Origin of the sequence: Acuticoccus sp. I52.16.1 (genome assembly GCF_022865125.1) — a bacterium.
Taxonomy (GTDB): Bacteria; Pseudomonadota; Alphaproteobacteria; order Rhizobiales; family Amorphaceae; genus Acuticoccus.
Genome location: NZ_CP094828.1, coordinates 1,313,383 through 1,332,528, shown reverse-complemented (window position 1 = coordinate 1,332,528; position 19,146 = coordinate 1,313,383). Strand labels below are relative to the sequence as shown.

The following is a 19,146-nucleotide window of genomic DNA, read 5'->3' as shown; positions in this document are numbered from 1 at the left end:
TCGCGCCGCGCGCCACTTCAGCGGCAGCAGCGGGCGACAAGCGCGAACAACGCGGCTTCGTCGACGGGCTTGGTGAGATGCTCGTCGCAGCCGGCCTCCAGGGCGCGCTGGCGGTCCCCGGCCATGGCGTGGGCGGTGAGGGCGACGATCGTCGTCCCGGCGACCTGCGGAGTGGCGCGGATGCGGCGGGCGACGGCCCACCCGTCCAGCACCGGCAGCGAGAGGTCGAGGAGCACGAGGTCGGGCCGCCAGGCGAACACCAGCTCGAGCCCGGCGGCGCCGTCGGCGGCACAGCGCACCTCGGCGCGCTCCTCCAGGAGCTGCTCCAGGAGGTCCCGGTTCATCTCGATGTCCTCGATGACGGCGACGCGGGGGCGGCGGGGGGCCAAGCCGGTCATTTGACCGCCTCGACGTCGCCGTGCACCGACCCGCCGCGCATGTGCAGCGGCACCTCCACCACGAACGTCGAACCGCGGCCGACGACGCTGCGCAGCGTCAGGTCGCCGCCCATCAGCCGGGCGAGCCGCCGGCTGATGGTGAGGCCGAGGCCGGTGCCCCCGGCAGGCCGCCCGTGCGGGCCCTCCACCTGGCCGAACTCCTCGAAGATGACCGTGCGGTAGGAGTCCGGGATGCCGGGTCCGGTGTCGGACACCTCCAGGACGAGGGTTGCGTGACGGGTGCGGACGCTGACGGCGATCCGGCCCGCCTCGGTATGCCGGGCCGCGTTGGACAGGAGGTTCATGAGGATCTGCCGCAGCTTCGACGCGTCGCCCATGGCGACGTCCGGCGCGGCGTCGATGTCGGCGACGAGGGCGACGCCGCGGGTCACCATCGGCTCGATCGTGCGCAGGCACTCGGTGACGATGCCGGACGGGGAATAAGGCGCGACGGCGACCTCCAGCCGCCCGGCCTCGATCTTGGAGAGGTCGAGGATCTCGTTGATGAGGCGCAGGAGGTGCTCGCCGCTGAGCTGGATCTTCTCGAGGTTGTCGGCCTGCCGCTCGGGGATCATCCCCTCGGTCTTGCGGTGGACGATGCGCGCGAAGCCGATGACCGCGTTGAGCGGCGTGCGCAGCTCGTGGCTCATCGCGGCGAGGAATCGCGACTTGGCCGCGTTGGAGCTTTCCGCCTCCGCCAGCGCCCGGTCGAGCGCGCGCTCGCGGCCTTTGCGCTCGGTCACGTCGCGCACGACGCACACGATGCCGCCGTTCTCGGTGACGGAGAGCGACAGCTCCTGCGGGAAGAGGGTGCCGTCGCGGCGGCGGCCGGTCGCCTCGCCGCGCCAGGTGCCGGCACTGCCGAGGGCGGGCATGATGGTGCCCTCGAACCGATGCAGCTCGGCGCGCTCGTAGAGCTCGGTCCAGCTCATGCCGATCATCTCGTCGCGCTCGAAGCCGTAGACGCGGGCGTGCGCCTCGTTGACCCAGAGGTAGCGTCCCTCGGGATCGGCGAGGGCCATGCCGTCCATCGAGGCCTGCATGCCGTGCAGGAAGATGCGCATGTTGGCCGCCGATTCCTTCAGCGCCGTCACGTCGTAGTAGGTGAGGAGCCGGCCGCCGTCGGGCAGCGCGATGCACTGGTATTCGAGGATGCGGCCGCTGGCGAGCACCAGCTCGTGGGTCGGGATGTCGCCGGCCTTCACCTGGCGGATACGCTCGTCGCGCCAGGCCGGCCATTCCTCGTCGCTCTGCGTGTAGAGGTTCAGGCGGCGGCTGAGGTCCATGTCGTCCGCGAGGGTGCGCGGCTCGTCGAAGAACTCCTCCGGCACGTTCCAGAGCCGTCGGTAGGCCGGGTTGCTGGTGCGCACGTTGAGGTCTTCGTCGAGAAAGAGCACCCCGTGGTCGACCGCGTTGAGGAGCGCCTCGAAGTCGCGGCGGCGGGCCAGCTCGGACTCGGCGCGCTCGCGCTCGCGCAGCTCGTGCCGCAGCTCGGCGGCGAGGCGCGTCAGCTCGGCGTTGCCGGCGGAGAGGTCGCTCTCGCGCTTTTCCAGCGCGCGGGCCATGTCGCGGAAGGCGCGGGAGAGCGTGCCGATCTCGTCCTTCCGCTGGGGCGACAGGTGGGCGAGCGCACTCTGCGCGTCCGACAGGCCGAGACGCAGCCGGTCGGCCGCGCGCACCAGCGCCGCCAGCGGGCTGCCGACATGGACCGACAGCGTGTTGGAGAGGATCGACAGCTCCAGCAGCAGCGCCACCAGGCCGACGAGGAGCACCAGCCAGCCGATCCCCTGCGCCTGGCGGTTGATCACCTCCTTGGGGAATATGGTGACGAGGTACCAGCCGGTGCCGTTGAGGACGGAGGCGGAGACGATGTCGTCGTACCCGTCGAGCTGGGCGATGGCGGCGGTGGGCGCCAACGCCTGCGCGGCCTCGAAGATGGCCTTGAGATGGACGTCCTCGGTGCGCTGGACGGGGAGAGAGCCGCCGCTCGCCTGGATGGCGGGCATGAACCGCGGGTGCGCGAGCAGGTTGCCGTCCTGGTCGAACAGGAGGTTGTAGATGCCGTTCTTGTCGGCCCGCACGACCCGCTCGATCAGGTCGTCGAGCAGGAGGTCGTGGCCGACGAGCGCGACGGTGCGCGCGCCGTCGCCGATCGCGCGGGTGACCGAGACGACCCATTCGTTGACGCCATAGTCGAAATAGAGGCGCGACCAGCGCGGTGTCGCCGGCTCGGGGGTGTCGGCGGCGGTGTCACGCTCGCCGCGGATGAGCTCGATCTTGCCGTAGATGCCCCATTCGCTGCCGGCGACGGCCCAGGGTCGTTCCGGCCAGTACATCAGCGCCGCGTTCTGTGGGGTGACGACGTAGGCGTTGGCGAAGCGGGTGCGCCAGGCCGGACCGAAGCGGCTCAGCACCTCGTACCCGGCCAGCAGCGCGCGGCGCGTCTCGGCATCGACCCGCACGCGGCGACCGATGAAACCGCTGGTGGCATCCTCGTCGAACACCGCCGGACGGGTGCGCCAGGCGCCGTTTTCGTCCTGGGCGAAGAGGGCGTCGAACGCGGCTTCGTCGTCGTCCTGCGCCGCGTAGGCGTCGCGGTACTGGCGGGCGAACATCGCGACGCTCGCCTCGCCGTCGAGCAACACCTGGCTCTCGCGGGCGCGCCGCTCGGCGGTGTAGCGCTCCAGCCCGTCGACCGCCTCGGCCTCCAGCCCGTCGGAGACCTTGTAGAAGGTGACGATCGCGCCCAGCAGCACCACCAGCGAGATCCGCAGCGCGACACGCCCGAGCGTCCGGGCGGCCAGCGAGTGGGGTCGTGGAAGAACCCAGAAGAGCCACTGCCAGGACATCCCCGCCCGTCAGTCCACGAGAGTGGCGAGGGGCGGGACGTCGCGGATACCGAGGCGCCGCGCGATGCGCGGATTGAAGAGCAGCTCGCCCTCCGTGTTGTAGGCGATCGGGATGTCGGCCGGGTCCGCACCGGCGGCGATGGCGAGCGCGGTGCGGGCGGCGAAACGCCCCTGCTCCTCCGGCCGCTTGCCCACGCCCAGCAGCGCGTAGGGCATCAGCCAGGCGAAATCGGTCCCGGTGGGGATCGCCGTCTTCGTCACGGCGAGATGGCGGGCGCGGCTGTCGTCCCAGTCGGCCACCGCGCCGACGCCGAGGAGGAGAAGCATGTCCACCGCCTGCTGCGCGGCGAGGAAGCCTTCGGTCCATCCCGCGAAGGAGGAGACGAACCAGGTCTCGGCGTAGTCGATCCCGAACAGGCGGATGTGCTCGGCCATCTCCTTTCGCTTGGTGGGCGTGTCCTCGGTGAGGAGGCCGAGGCGCGCGCCCCGGGCGTGCGGCGCCATGAGGCCGATGATCTGCGGGATCGCCGAGACCTCGACCATGCCGGTGGTGTTGGCGAAGGGGAGCCCGTAGATCGACGCGTCCCAGTTGACGCCGCAGAACACGATCGGAAGCCTGGAATCGCGGAAGTGGGCTTTGATGAGGTATTGCGCGGCGGGGTCGTCGGACGTGGTGACGACGTCGGGCCGCCACTCGTCGACGAGGGCGACGGCCGCCGCGGCCGCCGCGGCGATCGCGGCGTCGGACGGCTTGCGCTTGGCGTCAAGGTGGAAGACGCGCCACTCGCCGCCGGCAGCCTCGACGACGCGGCGCGTCTCGGCGGCGATGCGGTCGTTCCACTCGTTGCCTTCGTGGTAGCTGTCGACGTGGAGGATGCGGGGAGGCTGGGCACGCGCCGGCCGCACGGAGGCCGCCACCGCCGCACCGAGCGCCGAGGCCAGCACCATCCGCCGGGAGATCGGGCGCCGGGAGATGGTGCCAGGATGGGCCGCGGCTCGCCGAACACTCTTCGACGAGAGGCTCATGCTGCAATCCCCAGAGGTTCCGTAGTGATATAGGTGATGATTATACGCAAGCCCGCGGACGCATGCAAATGGTTGCCCCGTCGCGGGGGCGTTGCGGTGCGGCTGGACCCGCACCTCGCAGAGATCTCGTGGGCGATCGTCGAATATGGCGAAGATGTGACGTTGCGAGAGCTGCGTATCGTCACGATCAAATCTTGCGATGGCGTAGCTTTCGCGCTTGCCGGCGCGTCCGCGCTCGGCAATAGTGCCGCTCCCTGTGACGCGGCGAGAGGAGGCTGGCGTGCAGCCTCTGGATATTTTCGCGCTCGTGGTGCTGGCGGTCGTGATCCTCAGCGCGCTGATACTCTTCGTGGTGCTGGCGCGGATGCCGGGCGTGATCGCGCGAAAACGCGGCCATCCGCAGGCGGACGCGATCGGCGTCGGCGGCTGGCTGGGCCTCCTCTTCGGCGGCATCCTGTGGCCGGTGATGTTGATCTGGGCCTTCGCCGGCCCCGCCCCCATGTCCGACGCCGGTGGCGCCGCCGGCCGTCCCCGCCCCGAGGCGGGCTGACATCATGCGGAACTCACGGCGATGATCGTCTTTCTCACCGTCGTCTGGCTCGGCCTCATCGCGCTTCTCGTGGGCATCAAGCTGCTGCCCAACAAGCCGGCGACCTGGCTGTCCACCGTCGTCGTCTTCATCGCGCTCAATGTCGGCCTGATGATCCCGCTGCAATGGAGCGCCCCGCTCGGCAGCGCGACCGTCGTCGTCAACACGGTGCCGATCGTGCCCAACGTCGCCGGGCAGGTGACCGAGGTGGTCGCCGCGCGCAACACCCCGGTCAAAGCCGGTGACGTTCTCTTCCGGATCGACCCCGTTCCGTACCAGGCGCGGGTCGACGCGCTGGATGCGCAGTTGCAATTCGCCACGCTCCGGGTCGAGCAGTTCGAGACGCTGGAAGGGAGCCCCGCCGGCCGCCGCTTCGACCTCGACCAGGCGCAGGCGACCATGCGCCAGCTCCAGGCCCAGCGCGACGAGGCCGCCTACAACCTGGAGCAGACGACCGTCGTCGCCCCGGCGGACGGCTTCGTCACCACCTTGGCGTTGCGGCCGGGCCAGCGCGTCGCGGCCGTCCCGCTCTCCCCGGTGATGACCTTCATCGAGACCGATGGCGTGCACGTCGGCGCCCAGGTGGGGCAGAACCAGATCCGCTACGTCGAGCCGGGTCAGCCGGTGGAGCTGGCGTTCAAGACCCGGCCGGGCGAGATCTTCACCGGCACGGTCGAGGCGGTGATCGACGTCAACTCCCAGGGCCAGCTCACGACCGGCGGGCTCGTCGCGGCGACGCGCGACATCAGCTCGGTCCCCTACTTCGTTCGCATCTCGCTCGACGATGCGGACCCGATCGCAGACATCGGCGGCGGTGCGGCGGGGGCGGCGGCGATCTACACGCCGCGGCTGCAAGTGGCGCACATCATCCGCAAGGTGACCCTGCGGATGCAGACCTACCTCAACTACATCCTGCCCTAGCCACCACCACCACCACCACCATAACCGCCACCGGCCGGCCGCGCGCGGGCGTTTTGCATCCGCCCCCGTCGCGGTTCACTATCGGCCCGGAGCCGGGAGGAGACGCGGGCGCGGATGGAGCGAAACCACGAGGGGGCCACGACCGGGCGCACGCTGCGCGCGCGGGCGGCGAACGCGGTCGGCGAGGTGTCCGGCGCGTTCGGCGACCTCGGCACGCTGCTGCCCTACGTGGTGCCGGTGCTGGTCGCGGGCGTTTTGGCGCCGGGGCCGGTGTTCGCCGGTTTCGCGGCCGGCTACCTCCTCGTCGCGCTCGTCTACCGCGTGCCGGTGGCGGTGCAGCCGATGAAGGCGCTCGGCGCGGTGATCCTCGCCGGGGGGCTGGGGGCGGAGGGCATCGCCGTCTCGGGCGCCGTCCTGGGGGCGCTGCTGCTGGCGCTGGCGGCGACGCCGCTGGTCTCGCGCGCGGCGACCGCGATCCCGCGCTCGGTCGTCACCGGATTGCAACTCGGCCTCGGCCTGGCGCTCGCCGCGCTGGCCTTCCGCGCCGTCATGACGGACGTGGCGGTCGGAGCGGCCGCGCTGGCGCTCCTCGCGCTGGCCTTCCTCGTCCCGCGGGGACCCTGGGTGCTGCTGGTGTTGCCGCTCGGCCTGGCCTTCCCGGCGGGGGAAGTGGCCGCCATCTCGCCGGCGCCGCCGGGATCGCTGGTGGAGGCGGTGCTGTCGGGCGTGGTGCCGCAGCTCCCGCTGACGCTGGTCAACGCGGTGGTCGTGGCGGCGGCGGTGTCGCACGCGCTGTACGGCCCTGCGGCGTCGCGCGTCAGCGAGCGGCGCCTGGCGGCCACCAGCGGCGCGTTGAACCTCGTGCTGGCGCCGCTGGGTGCGCTGCCGATGTGCCACGGCGCCGGCGGTATCGCCGCACATCACCGGTATGGCGCGCGCGGCGTGGCGGCGCCGCTCGTCATGGCGCTGGCCTGCGCGGTGGCGGCGCTACAGGGCGAGGCGATCGTCGGCCTGCTGGGCGCGATCAACCCCGCCGCCGTCGGCGCGCTCTTGTTCTATGCCGGCGCCGAGCTCGCTTTTTCCCGCCGCCTGTTCGAGGCGCGGCCGGATTGCCGGCCGGTGATCGCGGTGACCGCCGGCGCCTCGCTCGTCCTCGGTCCGGCGGTGGCGCTGCTCGCGGGCCTCGCGGCGGAGGCGGCGCGCAGCCATCTCGCCCGCGACCGGCGCCGGACCGGCCCACCCTCCCTTTAGGCACTCTCGCGGTGCGGCGCCCGGCGCGGTCATGGGCCCCGGCTTGCGTCGATCGCCGTCCGCGACGTCGGGGTGGTTGCGCTCGCGGCCAACCGGAGCGACACGTCGGGAGCCGCGATCGGCGACCAGGTGGCGACGGGCCCCGCGCTGACCAACGTCAATGACTTCCGGGCCATCCTCGCCCCGCCGCCTGCCAGAGGATCCGCCCCCCGAGAGGACCCCATGCACCCCACCCGACGGATGAAGATCGTCGCCACGCTCGGCCCCGGTTCCAGCGACCCGGCGACCATCGCCGCCCTGTTCGACGCGGGCGTCAACGTCTTTCGCCTCAACATGAGCCACGGCAGCCACGCCGACACCGCCGCACGCCATGCCGCGATCCGCGCGCTGGAGGCCGAGCGGGGCCGCCCCATCGCCATCCTCGCCGACCTGCAGGGGCCCAAGCTGCGCTGCGGCACCTTCGCCAACGGCCGCGAGATCATCGTCGCCGGCGAGCGCTTCCGCTTCGACCTCGACGAGGCGCCGGGCGACGCAACCCGTGTCGGGCTGCCGCATCCGGAGATCTTCGCCGCGCTTCAGCCCGGATCGATCATCCTCGTCAACGACGGCAACCTGCGCCTGCGCGTGGAAGAAAGGTCGGAGCGCCACGCCGACTGCACGGTCCTCGTCGGCGGGGCGATCTCGGATCGCAAGGGGGTCAACCTGCCGGACGTGGTCTTGCCGCTGGCCGCGCTGACGCCGAAGGATCGGGAGGACCTGGAGTTCGCCTGCACCATGGGGGTCGACTGGGTCGCACTCTCCTTCGTGCAGCGGCCGGAGGACATGGACGAGGCGCGCGCACTCGTCGCCGGCCGCGCGGCGGTGCTCGCCAAGATCGAAAAGCCCTCGGCGGTGGCGGTGTTCGACGAGATCCTCGCCCGGTCCGACGCCATCATGGTGGCCCGCGGGGACCTCGGCGTCGAGCTGCCGGTGGAGGAGGTGCCGCCGATCCAGAAGCGGCTGATCCGGGCGTGCCGGCGGGCGGCCAAGCCGGTGATCGTCGCGACGCAGATGCTGGAGAGCATGGTCTCCAGTCCCGTTCCCACGCGCGCCGAAGTGTCCGACGTCGCCACCGCGATCTACGAGGGGGCGGACGCGGTCATGCTGTCGGCCGAATCGGCGGTGGGACAGTACCCGGTGGAGGCGGTCGGCGTGATGGTGAGCGTCGCGCTCCAGGTCGAGAACGACGCGACCTACCGCCCGGCGATCGACGCGACGCGCGTCGCCGTCACGGGGACGATCGCCGACGGCGTGGTCGCGGCGGCGCGCACCCTGTCGGAGGCGACACCCTCGATCCGGGCGATCTGCTGCTTCACCCACTCGGGGTCGACGGCGAACCTCGTCGCGCGCGAGCGTCCGGCCCGGCCCATCCTGGCGCTGACCCCGTTCGAGGCGACGGCGCGCCGGCTGTGCCTCACGTGGGGCGTGACGAGCGTGCGCACGGTGGAGCCGGTCGAGCGGTTCAAGATGGCGGTGATCAGCGCGGTGCGGGCCGCCTGCAAGATCGGCCTGGCGACGCGCGAGGACGACATCGTCGTCACCGCCGGCATCCCCTTCAACGTGGCGGGAACGACCAACATCCTGCGCGTCGCCCCGTGCGACGAAGCGCGACTGCGCGGCGCGGAGCCGGTGTAGGGGCGCCGCCCGCCGACCTATTTGATGCCGGCGGTGACGAAGGCTTGCATGAACTGACGCTGGAAGATGAGGAAGGCGACGACCAGCGGCGCGATCGTCATCAAGGTCGCGGCGCTGATCATCGAGATGTCGACCCCGCTCTCGGGGGCGCCGAAGAGGGAGAGGCCGATGGTCAGCGGGCGCGTGTCGGTGGAGTTGGTGATGACGAGCGGCCACAGGAAGTTGTTCCAGTGGGTCGCGACCGAGACCAGCGCGTAGGCGAGGTAGACCGGCCGCGCGACCGGCACGTAGACCCGCAGCAGCACGCCCATCCACGATGCGCCCTCCACGCGCGCCGCGTCCTCCAACTCGCGCGGGACGGACTTGAACGCCTGGCGCAGCAGGAAAATGCCGAACGCGCTCGCCATGTAGGGCGCGGCCATGCCGAGCGTGGTGTCGAACAGGCCGAGATCGGAGACGATGGCGTAGTTCTCCACGATCAGCACCTCCGGCAGGATGAAGAGCTGGAGGAGGACGAGGACGAAGACGACGTCCCGCAGCGGGAAGGCGAACCGGGCGAAGGCGAAGGCGGCCAGCGTGCACAACAGGAACTGCCCCGCCAGCACCAGCGTGACGAGCTGCACCGTGTTGAGGAGGTAGGTGAGCCACGGCGCCCGCTCCCACACCGCACGGAAGTTGGCGAGCGTCCACGGCGCCGACAGATCGAACGAGACGGCCGCGCTCGGCGAGTGGAACGCCGCCCAGAGCGCGAACAGGAGCGGCGAGATCCAGGCGAGCGCCAGGACGAGCGCGCCCAGCGTGTCGAGGCTGAGGAGGCCGTGGCGGTCGTTGGTCATCGGTAGTGGGCCTTGCGGTCGATGAGCGCGAACTGCGCCGCGGCGACGACGCCCAGCACCGCGAGGACGAGCACCGTCATCGCCGCGGCGTGCGGCGCGTCGAAGTAGGCGAAGGCCATTTCCCAGATGTAGTAGAGGACGAGTTTCGTCGCGTTGTCCGGCCCGCCCTTCGTCAGGATGAACAGGTGGTCGATCAGCCGGACCGAATTGATCAGCGCGTTGACGAGCACGAACAGCGTCGTCGGCATCAGGAGCGGCAGGACCACCCGGCGCAGGTACGTCGCGCGGCCCGCCCCCTCGACGATGGCCGCCTCCTTGAGGTCGGGCGCGATGGTCTGCAGCGCGGCGAGGTAGAAGATCATGTAAAAGCCCGCCTCCTTCCAGATCGTCACGAAGATCACGGCCCAGAGCGCGGTCTGCGGCTGCCCCAGCCAGTTGACCGAGGCGAACCCGAAGAGGCCGCCGATCTGGTCGAAGACGCCGATGTCGGGCGTATAGAAGAAGAGCCACAGGTTGGCCGCGGCGATCATCGGCAGCATCGTCGGCGTGAAGTAGGCGGTGCGCACGAAGCCTTTGGCGGGGATCTTCGCGTCGGCCCACAGCGCCATGGCGAGCGCGATAGCGATCGAGATCGGGATCGTCGTCGCCGCATAGAGAAGATTGTTGCCGACGACCTGCCAGAACACCGGATCGGCGAAGAGGTCGCGGTAGTTGTCGAGGCCCGCGAAGTGGGACGGCCGGCGGCTGGTGCCGCGCGAGTAGAGGCTCGACCACACGGTCGCGATGCTCGGCCAGAACGCGAACGTCGAGAGGAGCACCAGCGCCGGGAAGAGGAGCATCCCGGCGTAGATCGCGTGTCGTCGTCGCTCGTCGCGCGCCATCCGTGGGCCTTTCGCTGAGAGACGCGGGAGGGCGCGGTGCGCCCTCCGCGCGGGGGTCCTACCGGTAGGGGCGCAGCAGGCGCTCGGCGGTCGCCTGCGCCTCGGCGAGGGCCTCCTCGGCCGACTTGGAGCCGGTCAGCGTGGCCTGGACGGCGTTGTTCAGTGCCTCGCGCACGCGGGCCGTTTCGTAGGTCGAGAACTCGGGGATCGCGACCTCGAGCTGGTCACGCGCGACGAGCGCCTGCGGGAAGTCGGCGGCGTAGGCCTTCAGCGCCTCGGTTTCGTAGGCGGCGGGGCTGATGCCGACATAGCCGGTGGCGATCGACCACTCGGCGGCGCGCTCGGGCGCGGTCATGTACTGGATCAGCGCCAGCGAGGCCTTCTGCTCCTCCTCGGACGAGCCCTTGAAGAGGTAGAAGTTGCCGCCGCCGGTGGGCGATCCGGGCTGCACGTTGGCCGGGAGCATCGCGACGCCGAAGTCGAACGCCGCGCCGTTCTTGACCGCGGTGAGGTTGCCGGTGGTGTGCCACATCATCGCCGTCTTGCCCTCCAGGAAGGCCTGGCGCAGCGTGCCCCACTCGGTCGTGCCCTCGGGCATGACCGCGGCGTCGGTCATCAGCGAGCGCCAGAACTCGAGCGCTTCGACGACGGCCGGGTCGTCGAAGTAGGTCTCGGTCCCGTCGGCGCTCATCAGCTCCTTGCCGTTCTGGATCGCGAAGCACTGGAACATCCAGTACGGGTAGCCGGTCGAGGGGATCTGAATGCCCCACTGGCCCTCTTTGGTGAGCGCCTTGGCGTCCTCGACCAGCTCGTCCCAGGTGGTCGGCGGCGAGTCCGGATCGAGGCCGGCGGCCTCGTACAGGTCCTTGTTGTAGTACATGACGATCGTCGAGCGCTGGAACGGGACGCCCCAGGTCTGACCGTCGATCTGGCCGTTCTTCATCAGCGCCGGGTAGAAGCTTTCGAGCCAGGCCTTGTCGGCATCGCCGGTGGCGACCTCGTCGAACGGGACGATGAGGTCGTTCTCGATGAGGTCGTAGGCGTCGATCGAGAACAGCACCGAGAGCTGCGGCGCGTCGCCCGAGTTGATCGCCGAGAGGGCGCGCACTCGGGTGTCGTCGTAGTTGCCGGCGTAGACGGCCTCGACGGTCACGTCCGGGTTCTCGGCCTCGAAGCCCTCGATCATGCCGTCGATCACGGCGGTCAGCGGGCCGCCGACGGCGATCGGGTAGTACATGGTGAGGTGCGTCTCGGCGGCGGCCGGCAGGGTCAGGCCGGCGAGCGCCGTGGCGGCCACGAGGGCCTTCAGAGCGGGCGTCATGGAAACTCCTTGGCGGGGTCGGATGGGTCGCCGGCGTCGCTCAGACGGCCGGAGATGGGGCGGGGTCGCGACGGGCGCCGTCGGCGGCGAAGTGGTGTGCCGCGTCGGGCGACCAGTCGAGATCGAGGGGCGTGCCGGCGGGGATGACGATTTCGCCGGGGGCACGCACGATGAGGGGATGGGCGCCGGCCTCGACGTAGACGAACGTCTCGGCGCCGAGGAATTCGGTGGCGGTGACGGTCACGGGGAGGCGGCCGGCACCCGGGTCGACGAGCCGCAGCGCCTCGGCACGAATGCCGACGGCGGGGCCGCCGCCTTCGGCCGGCAGCATCTGCATCGGCGGGGCGCCGAGGAAGGTGGCGGCGAAGCGCGTGCCCGGCCGCGCGTAGAGTTCGGCGGGCGGGCCCGCCTGCTCGATGCGCGCCTCGTTCATGAGGACGACGATGTCGGCCATCGACATCGCCTCGGTCTGGTCGTGCGTGACGTAGACCACGGTCATCCCGAGCCGCTGCTGCAGGCGGCGGATATCGTGGCGCACCGCGTGGCGCAGCTTGGCGTCGAGGTTGGAGAGGGGCTCGTCCATCAGGCACAGCGGGTGGCCGGCGACGATGGCGCGGGCGAGGGCGACGCGCTGGCGCTGGCCGCCGGAGAGCGCGGAAGGTTTGCGCCGCTCCAGCCCTTCCAGCCCCGTGAGGGCGAGCGCTTCGGCGAGGCGGGTCCGCCGCTCGGCCCGCGGCACGCTGCGCACCTTCAAGCCGAAGACGATGTTCTCGACCACCGAAAGATGGGGGAAGAGCGCGTAGGACTGGAACACCATCGACAGGCCGCGCGCCGAAGGCGGCAGGGCGGTGACGTCCCGCCCGTCGATGGCGATGCGGCCGCCGTCCGGCGCTTCGAGGCCGGCGATGAGGCGCAAGGTGGTGGACTTGCCGCAGCCCGAGGGGCCGAGCAGGACGACGAAGGCGCCGCGCGGGACAGTGAGCGACAGGCCGCGCACGCCGGCGCCCCCTGAGAACGTGCGCGACAGACCGTCGATCGCGAGGAAGGGCGTCGCGGCGGGCGCGCCGGCCTCCGTCCCGCTCGTCGGTCCCGCGATGTTCATCGGCGCCATGGAGGTTCCCTTGTTCACAAGAGCGCCCTCTAGCCGTCGAGTTTGAACGGTGCATGTCGGCTGGGTGACATTCATATGAACATCCCCGCTGTCCATCTGAACATTGCGAGGCCTGTCCGGGCGGCTGTCAGGAGTTGCTTGGCCGGCAAACGATCAGCCGGACGTTTCCGCGAAGGCGGCTAAATATATCAGCTCGATAAAGCGGTATTGGAAATGATTTCGTTGCCCAACCCAATGTCATGGCGCTGAAACAATGCCGCGCTACAGGCGGCGACATGAACGGCTTCGATTTTCAAATGAACATCGGCGAGAGGGGCCCCGGCCAGCGGCAGGAGCTGATCGCGCAGATGCTGCAGAGCCGGGCCTTCCTCACCGTCGAGGAACTCGCCGCGCAGTTCGACGTGACGACCCAGACGATCCGCCGCGACATCAACGCCATGTGCGAGCAGGGTGCCGCGCGCCGCCGCCACGGAGGGATCGCCCGCATCACGTCCGACGGCAACGCCAGCTTCCGCGACCGCGAAGTGATGAACCGGAGCGCCAAGCTGAAGATCGCCGCCGCTGTCGCCCGGCACATCCCCGACGGCGCTTCGGTCTCCTTCGGGATCGGCACCACGCCGCAACTCGTCGCCGAGAGCCTCACCGCGCACCGTGGGCTGAAGATCGTCACCAACAACCTGCCGATCGCCCTCGCCGCGGCCCAGATCGCCGACTTCGAGGTCGCGGTGGCCGGCGGCCCGGTGCGCAACGGCGACCTCGACGTGTGCGGCTCGGCCGCCGAAGAACTCTTCGCCGCTTACCGCGTGGACTTCGCCGTCTTCGGCGTCGGCGGCGTCGACGAGGAGGGCAACCTCCTCGATTTCTCGCGCGACGAGGTGCGCGTGCGCGAGGCCATGCTGCGCCATTGCCGCAAGGCCCTCCTCGTCCTCGACGCCTCCAAGTTCGCCCGCCCGGCCCACGTGCGGGGCGGACGCATCGAGGAGGCCAACGCCGTGTTCAGCGACTGCGACCCCCCGGCCGCGATCCGCGACCTGCTGGCTCAGGCCGGCACCCTGTTCGTCAACTGCTCACCCCCCTCGCCGAGAAGCCGCTCGCCCGGCTGACCGGCGCGTCCGCCCCCGTCTGGCCCGTCGTCCCCGGCGTTCGTTCTCGGCGCTGGCGGGTCCGTGCGCCCAATTGAGAGACCCCATGAGCTCCCTGACCATCTTCGGCCACCGCGGTACCAATCCCTACCCCGACCACTCCGCCGATGCCCACAGTCACGCCATCGACTGGGGCGCCGAGTTCGCCGAGTTCGACATCCAGATGACCTCCGACGGCGTCCTCGTCGTCGCCCACGACACCGGCACCATCCCGGTCACGACCTACGCCAACCTCCTCGCCCGCGATCCCGACGTTCTGACGCTCGAAGAGGGGCTCGCCCTCGTCGCCGAGAAGTCGGCCGAGACGGGGCGGACGATCAACGTCAGCATCGAGATCAAGAACCCGGCGGCCCACGCGGCCGTCAACCTCGACCCGGCGCAGGCACTCGTCGACCTGTTGAGCGCGCAGGACGACGTCGCCCTCGACGCCATCTCGATCTCGTCGTTCGACGACGCCGTCCTCCAGCGCCTTTCCGACGACCTGATGCCCGACGCCGGCATCGACGTCGCGCTCGACTACCTCGCCACCAACTTCACCAACGCCGACATGGCCTCGATCGCCGCGTGGGCGACGTCGATCTCCGGCAACATCTCCTACGTCAATGCCGAGACGGTGAGCGCCGCGCACGACGCCGGGCTGCTCTATTTCACCTGGACGCACAACGGCACCGGCGAGGAGCTACAGTCGCTCATCGATATGGGTGTCGACGGCGTCTACACCGACAACACCCGCGTTGCGCGCCAGTACATCGACACCGTCGACGGCCTCAACACGGTCTACGGGACGACAGACGGCGACAACGTCAGCGGCACGGCGCGCGCCGACCGCATCTACGCCCTGCAGGGCGACGACACCGTCCTCGGCGGAGACGGGGACGACATCCTCAACGGCGACGGCGGCGACGACGTGCTCTCCGGCGCGGCCGGCGCGGACACGATCCTCGGCGGTGCGGGCGGGGACGTCCTCTTCGGCGGTGCCGGTGCCGATATGCTGGACGGCGGCGTCGGCGACGATGCGATCGCCACCGAGGGAACCGACACGATCCTTTTCCGCGCCGGCAGCGGCGTCGACCTCATCGCCGCCAACACCGACGCCACGGTGCGTCTGACCGACATCGCCTCGACGGCGGTCACGGTCACGATCCTCGGCGGCTCGCTCGTGGTCGAAGCGGGCGAGGACGCGCTCATCCTGCAGGACGCCACCATCGGCAGCCTCGTCTTCGCCGACGACGTGACGCTGACGGCGGCCGAACTGTCGGCGATGGCGACCGGGCCCGCGGCCGGCACCTACACCGATCTCGCCGACGCGCTGGTCGCCCGCATCGCCGGCGCGAGCGACGCCGCCCATATGGCGCCGACGCCCAACCTCGTCGTCAACGGCAGCTTCGAGGACATCGACGGCACCTCGACCCGCTCCTGGGGGCGCTACGATCCGAGCGGCGAGATGCCGGGCTGGGTCAACCTCGGTTCCGGCCGCGTCGAGCAGCATCAGGACACCGTCGACGGCGTCTCGGCCAACGACGGCGCCTATTGGAGCGACCTCGACGGCTGGCAGAACAACGTCGAGCTGGCGCAGACCATCGAGGGGATCGAGAAAGGTGCGACTTACACGCTCACCTTCGACCTCGCCGATACCGACCTCGCCGACGACGAGTCTCTCACCGTCACCTGGGGCGGCCGCACGATCTACGAGGCGACTCCGGACAGCGCCGAGTGGGAAACGGTGACGCTCAGTGTCGTCGGCGGCGCCGGTAACGGCTCCGACACGCTGGTCATCGCCCAGGGCGACGGCTCGCGCGACGGCGCCGGCCTCGCGCTCGACAACGTGACCATGGTCAAGGCCGAGGACGGGTCCAGCCGCGACGGCAACCTGATCGCCAACGCCAGCTTCGAGAACATCAACGGCACGTCCTATATGTCCGGCGGCCGCTACGCCGACGGCGAGATCGCCGAATGGACCGACCTCGAAGGCGGGCGGATCGAACTGCACGGCGACGCCGTCAACGGCATCGAGGCCCGCGACGCCGACTACTGGCTCGACCTCGGCGGCGCCGGCAACAACGTCGCGCTGGCGCAGACCGTCACGGGCGTCACCGCCGGAGAGAGCTACACGCTGACCTTCAAGGTCGCCGCGACCGACACCGCCGGTACGGACGCGGTCCGCGTCACCTGGGGCGGCGCGGTCGTCTACGAGGGGACCCCCGACGCGCGTTGGGAGAAAATCTCGGTCGAGGTGACTGGCGGGGCGGGCGACGGCTCGGATCGGCTCGTCTTCACCAACGTCTCCGAGAGCGCCAACGCCACCGGCATCGCCCTCGACGACGTGACGCTGGAGGAGACCGTCCCGGTCGACGCGACGCAGAACGCCGGCGCCTTCAACTTCGTCTTCATCCCGTACGAGACCGACGAGGTCGAGGCCGGCATGATCGAGGTCACGCAGAACGACACCAGCAACAGCCTCTCGTCGGTCACGCTGGAACTGTCCGGCGGCACCGACGGCTTCCACATCGACGGCGGCCAGAGCAACCGCGGCGACTACCATGTCTACATCGGCGACTCCTGGGACGGTGACGTCGACGAGGGGATCATCATCCCGACGATCGCCCAGAACGGCGTCGATCACGGTCAGGGGCAGGGCGTGCAGTACGGCACGGTCGGCATCGAGGACAACGTCGACGCGGACTACTTCATCGCGCTGGCCGAGGCCGACGGCGGCAGCGAATACAACGCCAGCGTCTCCGCCTCATACTTCCGCTACGACGAATTCACGGCGGGCTGGCTCACCCCGACGGGCATCTACCGCGGCAGCGACGATCTCGTGTGGGGCGACAACGTCGACCTGCTCGACACCGGCACCTATCTGGTCGAACTCGATGGTGTCGACACGCAGAACGACGGCATCCTCCTCGTCGCCGGCGGCAAGAACGAGGACAATTATGCCCTGTCGCGTCCGCTGGACGACGGCTCGGGCTACATTGTCCAGGTCCACGACAACGGCGCCGTCGGCCCCGATCCGGAGAGCGATCCGGCCGCCTTCGTCTACCTCGGCGTCGGCGAGACGGATCTCACCTTCGGCCGCGTCCTCTCCAGCGGCGCGTCCACCGTGTCCAACGGCGACTATGAGATCGAGAAGGTCGGCGTCGGCCAGTATTACCTGACGATCGACGGCTACGACGCCTCGATGGGGACGCTCTCGGTCTCGGCCGAGGGGCTCGACCTCCTCAACGCCGACAACATCGTCAGCTTCGAGGCCTACGAGGACGGCTGGCTGATCGAGACGCGCGACACCAACACCCAGGCGCTGCAGGACGCCGGCGCGCAGACCCTGCGCTCCGACTACTTCGGCGACCCGGTGCCGACGATCGATCCCGCCTACGTCGGCACCGCCGACGACTACGTGGCGATCTGGCAGAACGCCGACATCGACTACGCCTTCGTCATCGGTCACCGCGGCGGCATCTTCCAGAACGCCGCCGAGGCGCTGCCGGAAAACTCGATGACGTCGCTCGACTATGCCGTCGCCAACGGCACCAACATGATCGAGATCGACATCCGCAAGACGTCCGACGGCGCCTATGTGCTGATGCACGACGAGACGATCGACCGCACGACGAACGGCTCGGGCAGCGTCGCGAACATGACGCTGGAGGCGCTGAAGAGCTTCAGCATCACCGACCCGGTCACCGGCGCCCCCCTCGACGAGACGGTGCCGACGCTCGCCGAGTTCCTGGCCGCGTCCGAGGGCCGGATGATGCTCAACCTCGACATGAAGCTCGACCTCGACGACTACGTCGCCGTCCTGCAGCAAGTCGAGGATGCGGGCATGATGGAGTACGTCGTCGTCAAGGAAGAGCTCTACTCGACGGACGACATCGCCACCGTCGCGGAGACGTTCGCCACCCTCGGCTTCGACGTCGGCTTCATGCCGCAGGTCCGCCTCGCCGACATCAACGACATCGAGTTCCTGACCGAAGTGCTGACGACCTTCGGGCCGGAGGGCATCGAGGTCCACATGAACGCGATGGACGAGGACGTCATCCAGAGTGACGGCGACCTGATCTCCGACGAGGCCAAGGCGCTGCTCGACGAGTACGACGTGCGCCTCTGGATCAACACGATCTACGGCGGCTACGAGCACAAGGGCGACCAGAACGGCGCACGGGACGACTTCTACGCGCTGTCCGACGCGGACGCCGTCTGGGGCTACTGGCTGGACGAGGGCATCTCGGAGATCCAGACCGACGAAACGGCCGCAGCGATCGACTACTACAACGGCATCGGTGCGCGCTTCCGTCTCGACATGAACGACGTCTTCGGCCGCGACACCGCCGACCGCCTCACCGGCAGCAGTGCCGACGACCGGATCGACGCGCTGGGCGGCAACGATCTGGTCCGTGCCGGCAACGGGGACGACCTCCTCATCGGCGGAATCGGCAACGACACGTTCGACGGCGGCGCCGGCAGCGACACCGTGGACTATGGCGGCGAGGGTGCCGTCGGCGTGGACCTGCGGCGCGGGGCCGCCTCCGGCGAGGAGATCGGCCGCGACCGGCTCTCCAGGATCGAGAACGTGATCACCGGCGCCGGAGACGACACGGTCGGCGGCGATCGCGGGGCCAACCGGATCGCCACCGGCGGGGGTGACGACGCGATCGATGGCAACCTCGGCAACGACAGTGTCGACGGGGGCGCCGGTGACGACGTCGTCAGCGGCGGTCTCGGCGCGGACTTCCTGTCGGGCGGCGCAGGCGACGACACGATCACCGCCGGCCACGGCAACGACCGCGTGGTGGGCGGAGACGGTGACGACACGATCATGCTGAAGTCGCTCATCTGGCGGGGCGACGCGGATCAGGTGATCGTCGACGCCGACGACGGTGCCGACGACGTCTACGGCTTCAATGTCCGCAACGACGAGGTCGTGCTGTCCGACGGGGGCACCTACTCGCTCGAGAGCGACCGCGGCGACACCGTGCTGACCTACGGCGAGACCGTGATCACCTTCCACGACACGTCGCTGACGGACGGCGACATCATCCTGCTCTGACCCGGCCCGACAGGGGCGGGGGGCGGTTGGCCCCCGCGCCCCGGCGGCCGCGCGACGTGAG

13 protein-coding genes are annotated in these 19,146 nt (G+C 70.1%); 6 read left to right on the top strand and 7 right to left on the bottom strand.

From position 1 onward, the window contains the following. Positions 1-17: 17 nt before the first annotated feature. The 3 genes from MRB58_RS05955 to MRB58_RS05945 are packed head-to-tail and all read right to left on the bottom strand — an operon-like array spanning position 18 to position 4,312. Entirely contained in the window at positions 18-398 is a 381-nt protein-coding gene (locus tag MRB58_RS05955; RefSeq protein ID WP_244780808.1) for a response regulator, read from the bottom strand. Further along, positions 395-3,286 (bottom strand): ATP-binding protein, encoded by a 2,892-nt coding sequence (locus MRB58_RS05950; protein WP_244780807.1) that lies wholly within the window; start codon positions 3,284-3,286, stop codon positions 395-397. Before MRB58_RS05950 ends, MRB58_RS05955 begins: the two co-directional genes overlap by 4 nt. Before the next feature lie 9 nt (positions 3,287-3,295). Further along, on the bottom strand, positions 3,296-4,312 hold the full coding sequence (locus MRB58_RS05945; RefSeq protein WP_244780806.1) for an ABC transporter substrate-binding protein: 1,017 nt from the start codon (positions 4,310-4,312) through the stop codon (positions 3,296-3,298). Between the two features lie 280 nt (positions 4,313-4,592). Here MRB58_RS05945 and MRB58_RS05940 point away from each other — a divergent pair, with 280 nt between their 5' ends. The 4 genes from MRB58_RS05940 (at position 4,593) to pyk (ending at position 8,747) form a co-directional block, all read left to right on the top strand. Beyond that, positions 4,593-4,862: a DUF3302 domain-containing protein gene (locus tag MRB58_RS05940; protein WP_244780805.1), complete on the top strand. Its 270-nt coding sequence runs from the start codon at positions 4,593-4,595 to the stop codon at positions 4,860-4,862. Between the two features lie 21 nt (positions 4,863-4,883). Continuing rightward, a complete protein-coding gene (locus tag MRB58_RS05935; protein ID WP_244780804.1) occupies positions 4,884-5,822 on the top strand; it encodes an HlyD family secretion protein in 939 nt (312 codons plus the stop codon). A gap of 114 nt (positions 5,823-5,936) precedes the next feature. Beyond that, positions 5,937-7,073 carry a putative sulfate/molybdate transporter gene (locus MRB58_RS05930; RefSeq protein WP_244780803.1) on the top strand — a complete coding sequence of 379 codons (1,137 nt, stop codon included), beginning with the start codon at positions 5,937-5,939 and terminating at the stop codon, positions 7,071-7,073. A gap of 222 nt (positions 7,074-7,295) precedes the next feature. Further along, on the top strand, positions 7,296-8,747 hold the full coding sequence (pyk, locus tag MRB58_RS05925) for a pyruvate kinase (protein ID WP_244780802.1): 1,452 nt from the start codon (positions 7,296-7,298) through the stop codon (positions 8,745-8,747). 17 nt (positions 8,748-8,764) lie between these two features. On the opposite strand, the gene MRB58_RS05920 is transcribed toward pyk, so the two are convergent. The 4 genes from MRB58_RS05920 to MRB58_RS05905 are packed head-to-tail and all read right to left on the bottom strand — an operon-like array spanning position 8,765 to position 12,896. Then, the gene (locus MRB58_RS05920; RefSeq protein WP_244780801.1) at positions 8,765-9,583 is read right to left on the bottom strand and encodes a carbohydrate ABC transporter permease; all 819 of its coding nucleotides are present in this window, start codon (positions 9,581-9,583) and stop codon (positions 8,765-8,767) included. Continuing rightward, entirely contained in the window at positions 9,580-10,464 is an 885-nt protein-coding gene (locus MRB58_RS05915; protein ID WP_244780800.1) for a carbohydrate ABC transporter permease, read from the bottom strand. The genes MRB58_RS05920 and MRB58_RS05915 overlap by 4 nt, the downstream gene beginning before the upstream one ends. Before the next feature lie 58 nt (positions 10,465-10,522). Further along, positions 10,523-11,785: an ABC transporter substrate-binding protein gene (locus MRB58_RS05910; RefSeq protein WP_244780799.1), complete on the bottom strand. Its 1,263-nt coding sequence runs from the start codon at positions 11,783-11,785 to the stop codon at positions 10,523-10,525. Between the two features lie 40 nt (positions 11,786-11,825). Next, a complete protein-coding gene (locus tag MRB58_RS05905) occupies positions 11,826-12,896 on the bottom strand; it encodes an ABC transporter ATP-binding protein (RefSeq protein ID WP_371747237.1) in 1,071 nt (356 codons plus the stop codon). 275 nt (positions 12,897-13,171) lie between these two features. On the opposite strand from MRB58_RS05905, the gene MRB58_RS05900 reads away from it, so the two are divergent. Together MRB58_RS05900 and MRB58_RS05895 are read left to right on the top strand one after the other, a co-directional pair. Then, on the top strand, positions 13,172-13,999 hold the full coding sequence (locus tag MRB58_RS05900) for a DeoR/GlpR family DNA-binding transcription regulator (RefSeq protein WP_244780798.1): 828 nt from the start codon (positions 13,172-13,174) through the stop codon (positions 13,997-13,999). 85 nt (positions 14,000-14,084) lie between these two features. Next, on the top strand, positions 14,085-19,085 hold the full coding sequence (locus MRB58_RS05895) for a glycerophosphodiester phosphodiesterase family protein (RefSeq protein ID WP_244780797.1): 5,001 nt from the start codon (positions 14,085-14,087) through the stop codon (positions 19,083-19,085). Positions 19,086-19,146: the final 61 nt, after the last annotated feature.